Origin of the sequence: Methanothermobacter sp., assembly GCA_030055615.1 — an archaeon.
Taxonomy (GTDB): domain Archaea; phylum Methanobacteriota; class Methanobacteria; order Methanobacteriales; family DSM-23052; genus Methanothermobacter_A.
Genome location: JASFYN010000001.1, coordinates 1 through 15,475 on the forward strand (window position 1 = coordinate 1; position 15,475 = coordinate 15,475).

17 protein-coding genes are annotated in these 15,475 nt (G+C 38.2%); 8 read left to right on the forward strand and 9 right to left on the reverse strand.

Annotated elements, in window-relative coordinates; translation table 11 throughout:
* Window positions 1–5: 5 nt before the first annotated feature.
* The 4 genes from QFX38_00005 (at window position 6) to QFX38_00020 (ending at window position 2,862) form a co-directional block, all read left to right on the forward strand.
* Window positions 6–176, forward strand: a complete 171-nt coding sequence (locus QFX38_00005; GenBank protein MDI9623263.1) for an isocitrate/isopropylmalate family dehydrogenase — start codon at window positions 6–8, stop codon at window positions 174–176.
* Between the two features lie 23 nt (window positions 177–199).
* A complete protein-coding gene (locus tag QFX38_00010) occupies window positions 200–1,402 on the forward strand; it encodes a cysteine desulfurase (protein MDI9623264.1) in 1,203 nt (400 codons plus the stop codon).
* 93 nt (window positions 1,403–1,495) lie between these two features.
* Window positions 1,496–1,912 carry a 6,7-dimethyl-8-ribityllumazine synthase gene (gene ribH, locus QFX38_00015; protein MDI9623265.1) on the forward strand — a complete coding sequence of 139 codons (417 nt, stop codon included), beginning with the start codon at window positions 1,496–1,498 and terminating at the stop codon, window positions 1,910–1,912.
* A 14-nt stretch (window positions 1,913–1,926) separates the two neighbouring features.
* On the forward strand, window positions 1,927–2,862 hold the full coding sequence (locus QFX38_00020; protein MDI9623266.1) for a DUF1743 domain-containing protein: 936 nt from the start codon (window positions 1,927–1,929) through the stop codon (window positions 2,860–2,862).
* Here QFX38_00020 and QFX38_00025 read toward each other — a convergent pair.
* Window positions 2,843–4,552 carry a glycosyltransferase gene (locus QFX38_00025; protein ID MDI9623267.1) on the reverse strand — a complete coding sequence of 570 codons (1,710 nt, stop codon included), beginning with the start codon at window positions 4,550–4,552 and terminating at the stop codon, window positions 2,843–2,845. The genes QFX38_00020 and QFX38_00025 overlap by 20 nt on opposite strands.
* Before the next feature lie 223 nt (window positions 4,553–4,775).
* On the opposite strand from QFX38_00025, the gene purE reads away from it, so the two are divergent.
* Both purE and QFX38_00035 read left to right on the forward strand, forming a co-directional pair.
* Window positions 4,776–5,780, forward strand: a complete 1,005-nt coding sequence (gene purE / locus QFX38_00030; protein ID MDI9623268.1) for a 5-(carboxyamino)imidazole ribonucleotide mutase — start codon at window positions 4,776–4,778, stop codon at window positions 5,778–5,780.
* A 20-nt stretch (window positions 5,781–5,800) separates the two neighbouring features.
* A complete protein-coding gene (locus tag QFX38_00035; protein MDI9623269.1) occupies window positions 5,801–7,066 on the forward strand; it encodes a UbiD family decarboxylase in 1,266 nt (421 codons plus the stop codon).
* Here QFX38_00035 and amrS read toward each other — a convergent pair.
* From amrS to QFX38_00055, 4 genes are read right to left on the reverse strand one after another with little or no spacing between them, the layout of a single operon-like run.
* Window positions 7,063–8,067, reverse strand: a complete 1,005-nt coding sequence (amrS, locus tag QFX38_00040) for an AmmeMemoRadiSam system radical SAM enzyme (protein ID MDI9623270.1) — start codon at window positions 8,065–8,067, stop codon at window positions 7,063–7,065. The two genes, QFX38_00035 and amrS, sit on opposite strands and share 4 nt — an antisense overlap.
* Window position 8,068: 1 nt before the next feature.
* Window positions 8,069–9,076, reverse strand: coding sequence for a thiamine-phosphate kinase (gene thiL, locus QFX38_00045; GenBank protein MDI9623271.1), 1,008 nt, complete (start codon window positions 9,074–9,076; stop codon window positions 8,069–8,071).
* Window positions 9,073–9,504, reverse strand: coding sequence for a sirohydrochlorin nickelochelatase (gene cfbA / locus QFX38_00050; GenBank protein ID MDI9623272.1), 432 nt, complete (start codon window positions 9,502–9,504; stop codon window positions 9,073–9,075). The genes thiL and cfbA overlap by 4 nt, the downstream gene beginning before the upstream one ends.
* A complete protein-coding gene (locus QFX38_00055; protein ID MDI9623273.1) occupies window positions 9,476–9,874 on the reverse strand; it encodes a Zn-ribbon domain-containing OB-fold protein in 399 nt (132 codons plus the stop codon). The genes cfbA and QFX38_00055 overlap by 29 nt, the downstream gene beginning before the upstream one ends.
* A 193-nt stretch (window positions 9,875–10,067) precedes the next feature.
* Between QFX38_00055 and QFX38_00060 the strand changes: the two genes are divergently transcribed.
* Window positions 10,068–10,967 (forward strand): hypothetical protein, encoded by a 900-nt coding sequence (locus QFX38_00060; protein ID MDI9623274.1) that lies wholly within the window; start codon window positions 10,068–10,070, stop codon window positions 10,965–10,967.
* A complete protein-coding gene (locus tag QFX38_00065) occupies window positions 10,964–11,803 on the forward strand; it encodes a hypothetical protein (protein MDI9623275.1) in 840 nt (279 codons plus the stop codon). Before QFX38_00060 ends, QFX38_00065 begins: the two co-directional genes overlap by 4 nt.
* Here the strand turns inward: QFX38_00065 and QFX38_00070 are convergent.
* From QFX38_00070 to QFX38_00085, 4 genes are read right to left on the reverse strand one after another with little or no spacing between them, the layout of a single operon-like run.
* Window positions 11,800–13,122, reverse strand: coding sequence for a magnesium transporter (locus QFX38_00070; GenBank protein ID MDI9623276.1), 1,323 nt, complete (start codon window positions 13,120–13,122; stop codon window positions 11,800–11,802). The genes QFX38_00065 and QFX38_00070 overlap by 4 nt on opposite strands.
* Window positions 13,123–13,154: 32 nt before the next feature.
* Complete coding sequence (locus QFX38_00075; GenBank protein MDI9623277.1) at window positions 13,155–13,739, reverse strand: potassium channel family protein; 585 nt, start codon at window positions 13,737–13,739, stop codon at window positions 13,155–13,157.
* Between the two features lie 10 nt (window positions 13,740–13,749).
* A complete protein-coding gene (cobJ, locus tag QFX38_00080) occupies window positions 13,750–14,805 on the reverse strand; it encodes a precorrin-3B C(17)-methyltransferase (GenBank protein MDI9623278.1) in 1,056 nt (351 codons plus the stop codon).
* A 10-nt stretch (window positions 14,806–14,815) separates the two neighbouring features.
* Window positions 14,816–15,307: a hypothetical protein gene (locus tag QFX38_00085; GenBank protein MDI9623279.1), complete on the reverse strand. Its 492-nt coding sequence runs from the start codon at window positions 15,305–15,307 to the stop codon at window positions 14,816–14,818.
* Between the last annotated feature and the right edge of the window lie 168 nt (window positions 15,308–15,475).

A 15,475-nucleotide genomic window follows, 5' to 3' on the forward strand; every position in this document is an offset into this window, starting at 1 on the left:
CACTAATGCTAAAACACCTAAACAAGAAAAAAGAAGCCACACTAATAGAAAAAGCCCTCACAAAAACACTAAAAAAAGGAATAAAAACACCAGACCTCAAAGGAAAACACACAACAACACAAGTAGCCCAAAAAATCAGGGAACAAGTAGAAGAATATCTTTCAACCACCCCATAATTGCACCCTCGAGGTGATAAGGGATGAACCCCAGAGAACTTAGAAATGACATCCCCCTATTAGAAGATTATGTTTACCTTGATGCTGCAAGCACAACACCAACACCCAGACCGGTCGTAGAGGCCATGGACAAATACTATTACGAGTATAATGCGAATACAGGAAGGGGTGCATATTCACTTGCAGTTAAAGCAACTGAAAAATTAGAAGAAGCAAGGAAAAAGATAGCGGATTTCGTGAATGCGCAAGCAGAGGAGATAATATTCACAAAGAATACAACGGAGTCAATAAATCTTGTTGCAACAGGCCTTAGATTTGAGAAGGGAGATTCTATTATCGTTCCAAACATCGAACACCATTCAAATTACTTGCCATGGTTAAAACTCCGAGAAAAGGGAGTGAACATAAAAATAATCAAAGCAGATAAAAATGGTATTATCGACCCTGGGCGCGTAGAAGAGGCTGTAGATGAAAATACCAAGCTTATAACAGTAACACATGTATCTAACGCTATAGGCTCAGTCCAAGATATAAGAGAGATCGGTAGGATCGCGGAAGAGAATAATATACTTTTCATGGTAGATGCTGCCCAATCATTTGGGCATATGAAAGTTGATGTTAAGGAATTTAGGGCAGACTTCATAGCATTCCCAGGACATAAAGGGGCTCTAGGCCCTGTTGGCACAGGATTCCTTTACTGTAACATTCAGAGTGTCGATAAACTTGAACCGCCAAATCTAGGCGGCGGAACCGTGGTTGACGTATTAGAAGATCAGTTTAAATTAGAAGAACCGCCAAGGAGGTTTGAAGCCGGAACATTAAATATAGCGGGTTTCATAGGCCTTGGAAGGGCAATAGATTATCTCAAGAAGATAGGTATGGATAAGATAGAAAAACATGGCAAAAATCTTACAAGAAGATTATATGAATCCCTCAATCAGATCGACACAGTTGAATGCTATGGAGATCCCAAAAATATTTATGGGATAGTATCCTTCAACATAGACAATATAAACCCTGATGATGTCGCGAGAATGCTAGATGAGAGGGCTTGGATATGTGTTAGAAGTGGTCATCATTGCGCCATACCAGCTATGAGACACCTTGGAGTCCATGAAAAGGGCGGTACCGTTAGAGCCTCCATACACTATTATAATATCCCAGAAGATATTGAAATATTAACAGAAACTATAAATGAAATAGTGAAAATGGGGAGTTTAAAATGACAAAGGCACAGGTAATAGCCATACTAATAATAATCATAATGATTATAAGCACAATAGCATATGCGCTAATATAATATTCTAGGAGGAACAGTAATGGAAAAAGTTAGGATAGGGGCTGTGGTAGCTGAATTTAATTATGACATAACCCAGATGATGTTAAAGTTGGCTGAGGAACATGCAAGATTTCTCGGTTCTGAGATAACCAAAGTCGTGCCCGTACCAGGCGTCTTTGACATGCCCCTCGCGATCAAGAAACTCTTAGAAGATGACAATATAGATGCTGTCATAACATTAGGAGCTGTTATTGAAGGGGCAACAGACCATGATCAGATAGTAGCACAACATGCATCCCGTAAAATAGCCGACCTTGCACTAGAATATGATAAACCAGTAGCCCTAGGAATTTCAGGGCCTAGTATGAGCCGGTTAGAAGCCCATCAACGAGTAGATTACGCTAAAAGGGCTGTTGAAGCTGCCGTTAAAATGTATAGGAGACTTAAAAAACTCTAGATTTTGGGATGGAATTGCAGATTCTAAAACCTGAAGAATTAAGGGAGAAATTTAAAGATCCATGGATAGCTCCTTATAAAAAAATCATCACAATGGTAGACAAAGACCTTGTAGAGATAATAGAATATCATCCTTGTATCTCAGGCTCCCATTGGATGATCTACCAATACCCACGGACAAGCAAACTAATACTAAAGGCAAAAAGGGATGGTAACCGCCACATTTACCTTACAAAGACGGGAAAAACACATCTAAAATTAAGGGCGAGCTTAAACGCTGCTGGAATCGAAGAAGTAACCGTAACAAATGATGAAGTTAAGGTCGTTCACGCCGGCCTTGCGGGGGCTGGTGTTGGCGCTGCAATGTGCCGTGGGATGGCCGAAGGCGTTAAACGGGTTGAACTATATGATGTTGGCGGAGGATCAAAGGTTGGAAGGGCCGCTGTGATAACACCAAGACTTGAGAAAGTTATCATAGGCATAGATGATACAGATACAAAGGATAAAGGAGCTACATGGACCCTCGCACATAATATTGGGGTTGAACTTTCAAGTGAAGGTTTCGAGTACTTGGATCATATTATAGTGCAACTTTATCCACACAACCCATATAAGACACAAAATTGCGTTTCCGTTGCATTAACATTCGCAGTTAAACCAGGAACCCAAGAAGAACTCATAGAAAGGATTATAGAGAAGCTAAAGGAGAAAACTCTCTCTGATAAGACTTCAATCGCAATCTTTAATGGTATAATGATCCCAGAAAAGCTTAGAGAATATTCTATAAGAGCTAAGAAAAAATTAATCACTGCAGATGAAGCCAGAAAAGTTGCGGAAAAAGTTGGAGTCCGATTAATAGAAGTCACAGGAGCCCAAGGACAGATCGGAGCCCTTGCAGCTATAGGATTATCTGATGATGTTGATGAGGCTGTTAAAGTTTATCAGAGATGATATTGAGGAATATACCCTCTTCTATTGTGGCAAATTGCATATTACTCTTTATCGGCTTCCCAATCTCTACCATGATGACATGAGCATCCCAGTATATGGTATAGTTTTCCATGGGCGAATTTTCATTAAAGTATATTGTTTTAACATGCATTCCATTTATATAAATTGCATACGAACCATTCCTCATCGCGCCTAAGGCTGTTGCAATCTTTTTACCATCAAGGTATATGTTTACTTCACGACCACTTTTATCATTATCTTCAATTAAAATACCATTTTCTATCGTAATATTAGATCGATTCGGAATTTTACGGATTGCAAATATATTATTGAAAACTTTCCGAAGGGCGCTGTCCCTAATCACATCCCCCACATTCACGTCTAATATTTCCCTAGCATTTACTGGTATTCTTATGATGTTAACATCGCTAGGCCTTGATTCCTTTAATGTGTAATCTACTCCCCCAATATAGACTATATCACCATAGTTGAGCCCCAGGGTGTCAGCAGCCTCCTCTGGCAATCTTATAGTATCATTTTCGCCTTCAAGGGCACTATCTATAGTATATGGCCCCCTAACATCAAATGTCTTATTCTCCACATTCTTTTTCCATATTATAAGATTTCCAGGGTTGGGTTCGATGGATATTTTACCTTCATCAATATGAACCGCCCCAACAAGTGCTGAAATCATGGCAACGAGGATAAGGGCTGACACCAAAATGGGAAAATGCATGTAAACAAATGATCTTAAAACTTGTAAACGACCCTTTGAACGGGCTAAAACATAATATGATCTTTTAACCAACGCCACAAAATAATAAGCTGCTATAACAATTCCCAAAACACCCATTATAATACCTACAACTGGGGGAATCGCCCTGATAAAAAATATGCTAAAGATTCCTAAGGTAATAAGTGAAAGTCCAAGTATGCACATTCGAATTGACTCCCCCATGGAATCCATCATGGTTATCCTACCATACTTAAGAGCCCTGTCAACGATGGTACGGACAACCTCTGTAGCTACAATATTAAGCTCAGAAAGACTTGCCATGTCATGTTCAAGTTCGCCTATATTAACCTCTTTAACATTTAACCCCTGGACATCGGCATCGAGAACTATCCCCACGTCAACTCCATAATCATCTTCAAATTTCATCCGCTCGAGAACACTTCTTTTAGCGGCGAACTGGCCGCTTAATGGCTGCTCAAACTTTATTTCCGGAAAGAAAAATCTCAAGAGTGGTTTTGCGGTTAATTCAGTGACTCTACCAGCTCTTCTTTTAAATTTGGTCTTTGTAATATCCGCCCGACCATCTATGATGGGTTTTATCATCTTATCTATCTTGGCTGTTGTGATATTTTTAAGATCAGCGTCTAAAAAGACTACGATATCACCCTTCGAATGTTTAAACCCAGTTCTAAGGGCTGCGCCCTTGCCACGATTGCTTGCATGGCGTATTATCTTCGCACCCGCTCTTTTGGCCTCTTTGTAAGTATTGTCAAATGAACCATCATCAACCACAATAACTTCATCCACATAGGATGAATTCTGGGCTGTCTTAACAACCTTTGCAACGGTTTTTTCTTCATTATAGGCGGGTATAACCACTGAAACACTGAAATCCTTTTCATACCCCTTCAAAGCACATAATAATATTACTATCATGAGGATTAACCAATACATGCCTCCGACTCCAAAAGATTCTATATGTCATGAGGAAATATCCCCATAACAACTCTAATGTTATTATAAAAAAATACTACAATATATAAATTAGACAAATTTATAAAGAAAAGCCTAGTATGATTTCACTTTAAAAAGATTAAAATGGGAACCTATCAACGAAAAGACATCTTTTACCCTCTATCAAAAGCTATGTTCACTTTCATAATTTTTAGGTGGTTAAATGAAACCGAAGGTAATGATAGTTCTTGGAAGCGGAACAGATTATAGGATAGCTGAAAAGGCCATGGACGTCCTTGAAAAACTTAAAATATCCTACGATTTGAAGGTAGCATCAGCACATAGAACCCATGAAAGGGTTAAAAGCATCGTTTTAGATTCTGTTAAAAATGGCGTGGAAGTTTTCATAGGCATAGCTGGATTATCAGCACATCTTCCAGGAATAATAGCTGCGAACACTCATCGACCAGTTGTAGGGGTGCCTGTTGATGTAAAAATAGGAGGCCTCGACGCTTTATTCGCATGTTCTCAGATGCCATTCCCAGTTCCGGTGGCCACTGTTGGTATTGACAGGGGCGAAAACGGCGCCTTATTCGCAGCCCAGATACTTGGAACCTATAACCAGAAAATAAGAGCCCGTATAATAAAACTTAGAAAAGGATATTATGAAAAGGTCGAAAGGGATGAATCACATATCACTAATAACATCGAAGGAGATTATTACTCTCCAATTAAAATAGCGATCCCAGAGCCAACATGGACAACCAATGAGAAGAGTGCGGATAATGACAGCCCACTTGTTTCTGTCATTCCAGGCAGCTATTCTGATATGAAAATCACTAAAAAAGTCACCATGTTCTTGGATAGACTAGGCATATCCTATGATTTGAATGTTATATCCCCCATAAGATATCCTGAACGTTTCCAGAAATACATAGAGAATATGGAAACTGTCAAATTATTCATAGCGATCAGCGGATTATCTGCACATGTAACCGGCACAATAGCAGCCCTTACAGACAAACCAGTTATAGGAGTTCCCTGTGCTTTTAAAGCCTATGGTCTAGATTCTCTATTTTCTATGGTTAACATGCCCCCAGGAGCCCCTGTAGGTATTGTCGGAATAGGAAATGGTGGTAATGCCGCCATATTAGCGGCTGAAATCCTCGGAATAAAAAATGAAAAAATAGAAACAAGAATAAAAAAACTAAAAGGAGGGATCCACTAACTTCCAAACTAGGTGATCAAATGAGAAAATTTCTACAAGCCATAAAAAACGAATTCGATATTATAAAAATCGAAAGGGAAGTTTCAACCCATATTGAAGCCGCCAAAATCCTCAGAGAACATCCCAAAGAAATAGTAATCCTAGAAAATATCAAGGAATCTAACATACCAGTGATTTCAGGAATATGCAACAGTAGAGAAAAAATTTCAAGAGCGCTTAATTGCAAAAAAGAGAACATAACAAAACGCATAATCCAAGCAATGGATAACCCGACCCCAATAGAAAATATTAAAAAACTAGAAGGTTACCATTCCCAAAAAGCAAATTTAGAGAAGCTACCAATCCTAAAATACTATAAAAAAGATGGCGGCCATTATATTACCGCTGGCGCCATCATAGCCAAAGACCCAGAAACTATGGTACGGAATGCTTCTATCCATAGGATGATGTTACTCGATAAAAGACACCTAGCTGTCCGAATAGTTCCAAGACACCTCTACAATTACTACAAAAGAGCTGAAGAAATGGGAAAAGATTTGCCTGTAGCTATAGTCATTGGAATGCACCCTGCAACATTACTCGCAACAACAACCTCAGTACCAATAGATGTTGATGAACTAGAAGTTGCAAACAATTTCCATGACGGAAAACTTAAACTTTTCAAATGCGAAAAAGTGGACATTGAAGTCCCAGAGGCGGAGATAATAATAGAAGGGAAGATCTTAGCCAACAAAAGAACTGATGAAGGCCCTTTCGTGGATTTAACTGGTACATATGATATCATAAGAAAAGAACCTATTATAGAAGTTGAAAGGATCCACTTTAAAAAAGACCCATTATATCATGCTATTTTACCCGCCGGACTTGAACATAAACTCCTCCAGGGACTTCCACAAGAGCCGAGAATATTCAAAGCTGTGGAAAATACCGTACCAACTGTAAAGAATGTGATTCTTACAGAGGGCGGTTGTTGCTGGTTACATGCGGTCGTTTCCATGGAAAAACAGGCTGAAGGTGATGCTAAAAATGTTATAATGGCGGCTTTATCAGCCCACCCATCATTAAAGCATGTTGTGGTTGTTGACGATGATATAAACCCCTTCGATTTAGAAGATGTGGAGTATGCAATAGCTACGCGAGTAAAAGATGATGACATAATTATAGTCCGGGGGGCGAGGGGTTCATCACTCGATCCTTCAGCATTAGCCGATGGAACAACCACAAAGGTTGGAGTAGACGCTACAAAACCATTAAAAGGATCCGAGAAATTTGAGAGGATAATCTAGATTATTATATCTATTTTCGCATTACAAGAAGGGCACCTACCCTTTTTCAAATTTAACTGGTTTATCTGGAAACCATATCTTTGTACTAGAAGTTCGCCACAATTATAACAATAGGTGTTTTCCTCTGAAAGACCTGGAACATTCCCCACATAAACATATCTCATACCTTCTTCAAGTGCCATTTTACGGGCTTTGAGAAGCGTCTCTGTTGGCGTTGGGGGTAAATGTTGCATCTTATAATGGGGGTAGAAACGTGTGAAATGTAATGGGACTTCAACCCCAACTTCTTCTGCCATGAACTTGACAAGGGCCCGGAGTTCGTCCTCTGAATCATTATATCCTGGTATTATAAGGTTTGTGACTTCAATGTGTATTCCTGCATCATGCATCCATTTTATACTGTCAAGTACTGGTTGTAACTTTGCACTGCAGACAGTCTTATAGAATTCATCTTTCATCCCTTTCAGGTCTATGTTAGCAGCGTCCAACAATGGGGATAAGAGTTCAAGGGTTTCCTCTGTCATATAGCCATTCGTAACATAAACCGTTTTAATGTCATCCTTGTGTGCAAGTTTTGCACAATCAAGGGTATATTCTAGCCAGATAGTGGGTTCGTTATATGTCCATGCAATAGATCTACAATTATACCTTTTAGTAGTCTCAATGGCCTCTTCAGGTGGTATATCCTCTGTATATGCTTCATCTATTACTGCTTGGGAAATATTCCAATTTTGGCAATGCTTGCAACGAAAGTTACAACCAACCGTCCCTAGAGAATAGACAAAACTGCCAGGGTAAAAATGAAATAATGGTTTTTTTTCAATTGGATCCACTGCAGAAGAGGATACTGCGGCATAAATTAGACTGTAAAGTTTACCATTTCTGTTTTCCCTTGTGAGGCAAAAGCCTCTTTTACCTTCAGGGATCGAACACCTCCTATTACATACGCTACATCTCACCCTTTCATTAACCTTTTCATAAAGAATGGCCTCTCTTATCAACTTAACCCCTCAGATGTTCATATCCTTTTACTGGTGGTATGTATGTTCTTCCTTCTTTATCAACTATTTCGATTGTCCCTGTTTTAGTGACTTCACCTATGATATGAAAATCTAATTGATCGCGTAGGGGGATAACATTTTCGGGTGGGATTGTGAAAAGAAGTTCGAAATCTTCACCATAATAAATTCCCAACTCAAGAGGGTCCTCTCCGATTAATTTCGCTATATCCTCCACTTCTTTGGGGATGGGGAGCTTCTCCTCGTATAATCTTATTCCAATGTTGTTGGGGGTGGCATTTATCAGTTCATTCAATTCACTTACAAGGCCATCTGTTATATCGGTGGCTGCGTTTACAAGATGCGATTTTGCTAGTATTATGGCTTCTTTTAGTCTTGCTTTTGGTTTAAGCGCGTGATCCATTATCTTGGATAATATATCATCTGCTAATGGTGTCTCCTTTATATTATGGAGAAGTATTTTTATCCCAGCTGCCGCAAGGCCTAATTGTCCAGTTACCCCTACCAGATCTCCATCTCTTGATCCGCTTTTTAAAAGTGCATCCTCTTTCAGTGTTCTTCCAATGGCAGCCCCTGCTAATATTATTTCATCTGCTTCTTTTGTGTCTCCTCCGATGAGAGGTATCTTGTAATGGTTGCAAGCTTTGAGAATGCCTCTAAGGAGTTCGTCGAATTCTTCAACTTTCATATGAACTGGAAGACCCATTGACACTAGGAATCCTACTGGTTCGGCCCCCATCGCGGCTAGATCGCTTATATTGACTGTTACGCTTTTCCAGCCCATTTGTTCATGGGTCATGGCCTTGGGGAAATGGGAGGTTTGTCTTAATAGGTCGGTTGTTGCAACGATGTACTCTTTGCCCATGTCTATGAGGGCGGCGTCATCGCCAAGACCTTTTATGTTAAAATCTTTCAGATGCAATTTTATATTGGCTATTATCCTTTTAATAAGCCTTTTTTCTCCTAGATCTGAGACTTTCATTTTTATCATGAGAGGGCGGAATTTACTCTGTCTTTTATTATTTCAACTATTCGGGGATCCGCGCCTAGTGGTTCTGTGTAAATTATTTCACCGTTAAATTCGATTTTTTCGGCGTGTTGATGTTCATGGGAATGATGGTGTTCTTTTCCATCGTCTATTCCTAGTATGTGTGGTATGTCATATTTTGTGTGCACGCCATGTGCTAGGAATACTGGTGTGACGATTATTTTTCTAACGCCTTTTTTTGAAAGTTTTTTTACGGCTTCTGGAATAGTTGGTTTTGAAATGTTCATGAAGCCTACTGCAACTGGATATTCTACTTCCTTCTTGTAGAGTTTAGCGAGTTCTTTTATAACTTTTTCCCCATAGGGTAATCTGCTGCCATGGCCCACGAGCAGGACTCCTATTCTATTTGACTGGTTTGAATTTGAAGCCATATGTTATCACTCCGTCTTTTCCTTCTTCTCTTATTTTCCTGAATACCATTTCTACTTCATCCCCTATTTCTATATTTTCAGGTTTGCAGTCAACTATTTGTGTGGTTATTTTAACCCCTTCTTCTAATTCAACTATGGCCACCACATATGGTGCTATGTTTTTAAATTCATCACTTGGGGCATGTATCACGGAGTAACTGTGTATTTTACCTTTTCCTTTGAATTTTACGTCTTCTAGTCTGCCCTTTCTCCTGCAGTGAGGGCATACTATGCGTTTCGGGAAAAATATCGAACCACATTTTAAGCATTTAGAGCCTAGTAGATTATAACGTTGGGGTATATGGCGCCATGTTCTCACGGTTTCTGACATTTTATGAACCTCCATTTTGCGTTATTTTGTGGTTTAGAATATTTTTTAGTTTGTATCCATACTGTGGTGGGGTTGTTAAAACCTTTTTTACGTTTTCATGTTATTTAAATTATTCACAGGTAATACTTTCTTTTATGATTTGCTAAATTATTATGATAATATTTTTATAATATTATGTATTATAGTATTATCTATGATGAGGGATGAAGGTTATGTTTTGAATGGAACGATACTTTTACTTATAATACCAGTTTTTATATTATTTTTCAGTACGTTAACCGTGTTAGATTATGAGAATAAGGTTAATTGCGATTTTTTAAGTTCAAACAATGTCATGTCAACATTTAAAGACGTGAAAAGTAATATACCAATTATAACTTTGGAAGTTTTGAATAAAAGTGCCTATGAAGTTATCGAAGAGAACATGACAATTATAGACAGTAGCGAATATGTAAAGGAGAAAGTACAGGAAAGAATTAATAAACTCAATTATGATTGCGAGGTTAACTGCACCATAAAAACTATAACATCCTATGAAAAGGATCCATTCTATATTGAAGTGAACTCGACAATAACAGTCAAAAAAAGCGATATTAAACATACGGAAAACATTTCACAATTAGTATCAGTTGAAGGCTTGCCAGATCCGCTCCCATTTACGAAATGTGATTCAATCTCACACAATCTCACCTGTATAGAATATCATCAAAACCTAGTAGCCTATCTCAGAGGTGTGGAAAACGGATCATTCTATGAAAACGCTACTTCACCTTTTATTATCAAAAAATGCCCATATGAACCCTATGAAACCCATGGATCAATTCCAGTCATGGTAGATTGCATCCAAAACGGCTATTATCATGAAAGTAATGATGGGCCTTGTTACCTCTGCCGTTTAGAAGGAAAAGCTACATGCCCCCATCAAGGCCTAGAGACTTTCATAATCTCTTATGTGTTAAATAATGGCTCTACCATAGCTTCAGTAGATCATGTGATATTCGGTGATTTATATGAAGGCCGACCTTTTATAATAAATTCTACATACGTGCTTTTTTTGGATGAAGCTCACCAGAAAAAGTATGGGATAAAATGAAAGAGGAAGGCTTGGTATTCTCAACAGATATGCTATTATCAATAATCGTCATAATTGTCATGATAGGAGTTTCCAGCGATCTGATGGATATGAACAGAGAAATAACCCATGAAAATTTTCAAAGGTACTATTTTGAAAGGATAGCAAGCGAAACAACAGAAATATTGATAAATATACCAGGATCTCCAAGTAACTGGGAGACTCTTCCAATTACTAACAATGTGATCCCGGGCTTATCTACTAATGAAAATTCCAAAATTTTATCTTATGATAAAATATGTAAATTAAGAGATAAGCCAGAACTTCTCAGCAAGGTATTACCACCACAAGTACATGCGAATATAACACTATACCCCAAGAATGAGATAATACCACCCATTATAATTAATGGTGGGGATGGAACACCCCACGAGATATTCATAGTAAACAGGACAGTCCAATGTGACTTCTACAAAAAATATGTTATCCTAGAGTTAAATTCGAAATCTAATGGTTGCTATAGGCATGATAAATGGAAATGTAGCTACTTCGAAGCAACATTCGAAGAAACTGAAAGGAATAATTATTACCTTTTAGCAGATAACCCTCGGATATCATGGATTATAGACGCGCCCGAAAACAAGAGCGATGAAGAGAATACCTATAAGTCCCCTGTACTCTTAAATAATATGATAAGAAGCCTTTTATCTTCGAATTCTACTGGGATAATCTGGATACATGTAAAAGGTGATGGGAATGTTCTGATCATTTCAGTGCCTAAAGGATCCGCTGTACCACTTCAACCAGCTTATTTTCAAGTTCAACCATGCGATTTCGTCATGGTAGCATGGATTTAAACGTTCAAAAATAATATTATCATGAAAACAAGGCAAATATTCGCCATAGGATCCGTTAAACTCGTTGAAAGGGGTACTACAACATTATCAGGGTCTAGTTCTCTTCGATATGAAAGAGAGTTCAGGTAGAAGCCCAAAATCAAAAGGAAGGGTGTTAAAAGGTAACCTGCAAGCGCGCTTATCAAGATCATCTTATGAAGTGGAATTGTCGGCAAGCCCAACCCAGCGCTTACAATATTGGCTAAAACCCCTATAACTGGATAAATTATAATGGAAAGTATGATGATTATACCAAAATTATAAAGAGCCCCCTTCCTTGGTATCAGTGTTGGAGGTATAATACCTGAATGTAGACCAGATGATAGTCTAGCACCTAATATACTTACTAGGTCTCCACTTTCCCCTGAGAATAACGGTACAAGTGCAAGTATACTAGGATTATCTAATATGACAGATAATCTGCTGTTTAGAATGCTACCTGCACTTGTTCCAAAAATAGAACAGAGAAGTAGCACTGGGACGCTTTGACTAATTATACCCTTCAAATATTCATCCCCTTTTAACCCTATTAAAAGACCCAATGTTCCCATTAAAATGAAAAGAAGAAAAAATGTTGATTCTAATATCGTGTTTTTTATTAATTCTAGGAATAGTATGGCCAAAAAAATTGATGGTAATGTGAAAAGGTCTCCTGATGCCGCTATCAAGGGAGTGGTAATATTATCAGGATCCCATCCGTTTTCATAACTTTTGAGTGCGATCAGAATCGTTGCAGGTAATAAAAAAGTCCCAGAGATTACACCACCCATAACTGATATTATTGTGAAATCAACTATTCCCATGTTTTTAAAACTTGAAAGTTCACAGATTATCCAGGCCATAAACCCAAGGAATAAGGACATTATTATGGTCAAGATTATGGTAGATTCTATGTTATCATTTAAAATTTTAGATTTTTTAAGTTCCGTGGAGAGGGTACCTATATGAAGGTTCGATCCGAGACGTGAACCTAAAGCCCCGAAAATGTTACCCCGCATCCCTATCGCACCAGGTATAAGGACTATAAGACCTGGATAAGCTTCAAGAAAATGTGTCATTTTACCTAGGACTATACCCGCTATGAGGTCGCCGATGGCACATATAAAAAGTGCGAATAGGCTTTCGCCAAGGATCCTTTTTATGCTTTTGATAAAAAAATTTATTTTCTTGAAGATTTCGAAGAATTTTATAAAAGCCTTTGAGAACAATATTGAAATGTTAACTAGTATCATGAGCAGGTGATCCATTATAATCTTGATTTTCTCTGTTAATTTTTTCATCATAGGATCACCTGCAACTTCTCCCCCTGTATCTAAAGTTCATCAAGTGACATTTCATTCTTAGCAAGTTTTCTCAGTAATTCTGCCCCAGCTTCATTGCCCTTAGCAATAAGGGTATCCCCTTCGGCCAATACTGTGTTCCTGTCAGGCCCATAGATCCATGATTCACCCCTTCTTATGGCGATTATCCTCATACCAGTCCTTGTTCCTAAAAGAATCTCCCCTAGTGATTTTCCAGCGAGTTCTGATCCCTCTTCTATGGTTACCCTCACGATTATCTCATCAGATTCCTCCATCACCATCTTAAATACCGGATGGGGTTTTATACCCTTCAAAACTAATTCTGCAATGTCCTTGGCGGCGTCAGCTATGTTTTCGGTGGCTTGCCCCACCTCGAGTAAAGCTGTGAGTTCTTCCGCGTCTTCAACAGATCTTGCAGCGAGGAGGGACTCCTTCTTAATCTCATAATTAAGTCTGTTCACTTTATTTTCCAATTTTTTAACTTCCTCAGCAGCATCCCTACTATTAAATAAAAGTGCAGAATATGCTAAATCGACCATTAATTCCGAAAGATTTTTCATTTCAATTAGGATATCCTTAACACTAGCTTTAGACAATTTTTCCCCCTCACATTAATCTAGTTTCATTAATGCAATTCCTTCTCAATTTTAAAAGCTCTTTCTTTTTCTTGTTAAGATCTTCGACCTCTGTGATAATATCATCCAAACTTTTCTTTAAACATTTAACGGTATCTTTTTTATGGATCCATTCACACTCTTGACAACTCCAAACACCCTTATCTTTTATCCAATAACCACCTGTCGAACCGTCACCACAAGGATAGAACGGACAATAACAGAATGTGCAATCCTGGCCCATGAAATGACAAGGATAATATTCACATTCAATATTGGAACCTTCTTGAATCTCTCCATTAATGTACTTTTGATAATATTCGCGCGCGAGTGGGTGGATAAAGTATTTAAGAGCGTATCCCCGCGGTGTTATCATGTAACCCTCTTTAATGTAAGTTGTAGGATTGCCAATTATTATGGTAGTTGACATGTCCACTTCGTCCACATCCAACCTTTGGAGGGTTGTTATCTTGGCTTTTTCACCCTTCACTATCCCCACTGGCGTATCAGAGGGCAGATGCTCCTCGATTATTTTCAAAGCTTCCATTAACGGCTTTTTCCTTTTTTTGCTTCTTGGGTTATAAAATGCTATTATAAATCCTGCCGTCACCGCATTTTCAACCTTTCTTTTTATCTCGGAAAGTGGTGTCAAAATGTCACTTAAACTTATGACAGCAAAATCATGTAACGGCGCTCCAAGAAGAGAAGCCGCATGATTTACCGCTGTCACTCCAGGTATCACTTCAACTTCAATATTGGAATATTTGTCGATTAAATGAAAGAATACATTGGCCATACCATAAATTCCAGGATCTCCTGAGCTTATTAGTGCGACATTTTTTCCTTCTCTGTGTTTTTTTATTGCGAGCTCTGCCCTTCTAATCTCTTCTCGCATCCCCTTCTCGATGACTTCTTTGTCTTTTATGATATCGCGGATTTTATCAATATACTTTTTGTAGCCTATTATAACATCAGCATCTTTTATAGCTCTAAAAGCTCTGAATGTCATGTCATCTCTTGTGGGTCCGATGCCAACAATTTTAATCAATTTATCCACCCTAATAAATGCGAATAACAGAAAGTATTCTTATTGTCCCTACATCTACTTTGATCTCGTTATCTTCGACTGTTGCAACTGCTGTTGCTGTTATCATGAACTGTGCTGTTGGTTTTATGACTATTTGACCAGTGGATTCTGTCACATTTTCTCTATAGGCGATTGCTGTAATGTTAACATTCACTCGCTCATTTTCAAGGTCCTCGAATGTTGTTGCATTGAGTGTTTCTAATTCAACGCCATCTACTTGGGCCTTTTTTTGGAGTGTTTCGGCTACTTCCATCTTATTGGTGATGTTAACTATTTCTGGTTTGGGGCCTATTATCTCTTTACCTATTTTGAGATAGGATGAGAGTATATCTAATTGTGTGTTTATTAATTTTTCCACGTCAGGTGGTTGGGAAGTAACTAGGGTATATGAGCTTATAACTCCCGCTTCGAAGAATATTATGAATAGTAAGAGGAATAAGAAGAATTTGAGTATCTTTGACATTAAAATCACCCTTTAAGTTTTTGCACTTTAAATGCGTACTCTGTGTGAATCTCTATGATTTTTAAAATCTGTATTGTGTGGGGGGTAACTGATTTATCATAGTTTTTATCATATATTTTTTAGTGATCTATAAGAAAGTTTCGACTACCTTATGACCTAATATCATAA

Coding starts and splice junctions, on each gene's coding strand:
- QFX38_00010 (MDI9623264.1), top strand. CDS start 200: ATGAACCCCAGAGAACTTAGAAATGACATCCCCCTATTAGAAGATTAT.
- ribH (MDI9623265.1), top strand. CDS start 1,496: ATGGAAAAAGTTAGGATAGGGGCTGTGGTAGCTGAATTTAATTATGAC.
- cfbA (MDI9623272.1), bottom strand. CDS start 9,504: ATGGCTTCAAATTCAAACCAGTCAAATAGAATAGGAGTCCTGCTCGTG.
- QFX38_00065 (MDI9623275.1), top strand. CDS start 10,964: ATGAAAGAGGAAGGCTTGGTATTCTCAACAGATATGCTATTATCAATA.
- QFX38_00085 (MDI9623279.1), bottom strand. CDS start 15,307: ATGTCAAAGATACTCAAATTCTTCTTATTCCTCTTACTATTCATAATA.
- QFX38_00060 (MDI9623274.1), top strand. CDS start 10,068: ATGATGAGGGATGAAGGTTATGTTTTGAATGGAACGATACTTTTACTT.
- QFX38_00005 (MDI9623263.1), top strand. CDS start 6: ATGCTAAAACACCTAAACAAGAAAAAAGAAGCCACACTAATAGAAAAA.
- QFX38_00070 (MDI9623276.1), bottom strand. CDS start 13,122: ATGAAAAAATTAACAGAGAAAATCAAGATTATAATGGATCACCTGCTC.
- purE (MDI9623268.1), top strand. CDS start 4,776: ATGAAACCGAAGGTAATGATAGTTCTTGGAAGCGGAACAGATTATAGG.
- QFX38_00025 (MDI9623267.1), bottom strand. CDS start 4,552: ATGTATTGGTTAATCCTCATGATAGTAATATTATTATGTGCTTTGAAG.
- thiL (MDI9623271.1), bottom strand. CDS start 9,076: ATGATAAAAATGAAAGTCTCAGATCTAGGAGAAAAAAGGCTTATTAAA.
- QFX38_00055 (MDI9623273.1), bottom strand. CDS start 9,874: ATGTCAGAAACCGTGAGAACATGGCGCCATATACCCCAACGTTATAAT.
- QFX38_00035 (MDI9623269.1), top strand. CDS start 5,801: ATGAGAAAATTTCTACAAGCCATAAAAAACGAATTCGATATTATAAAA.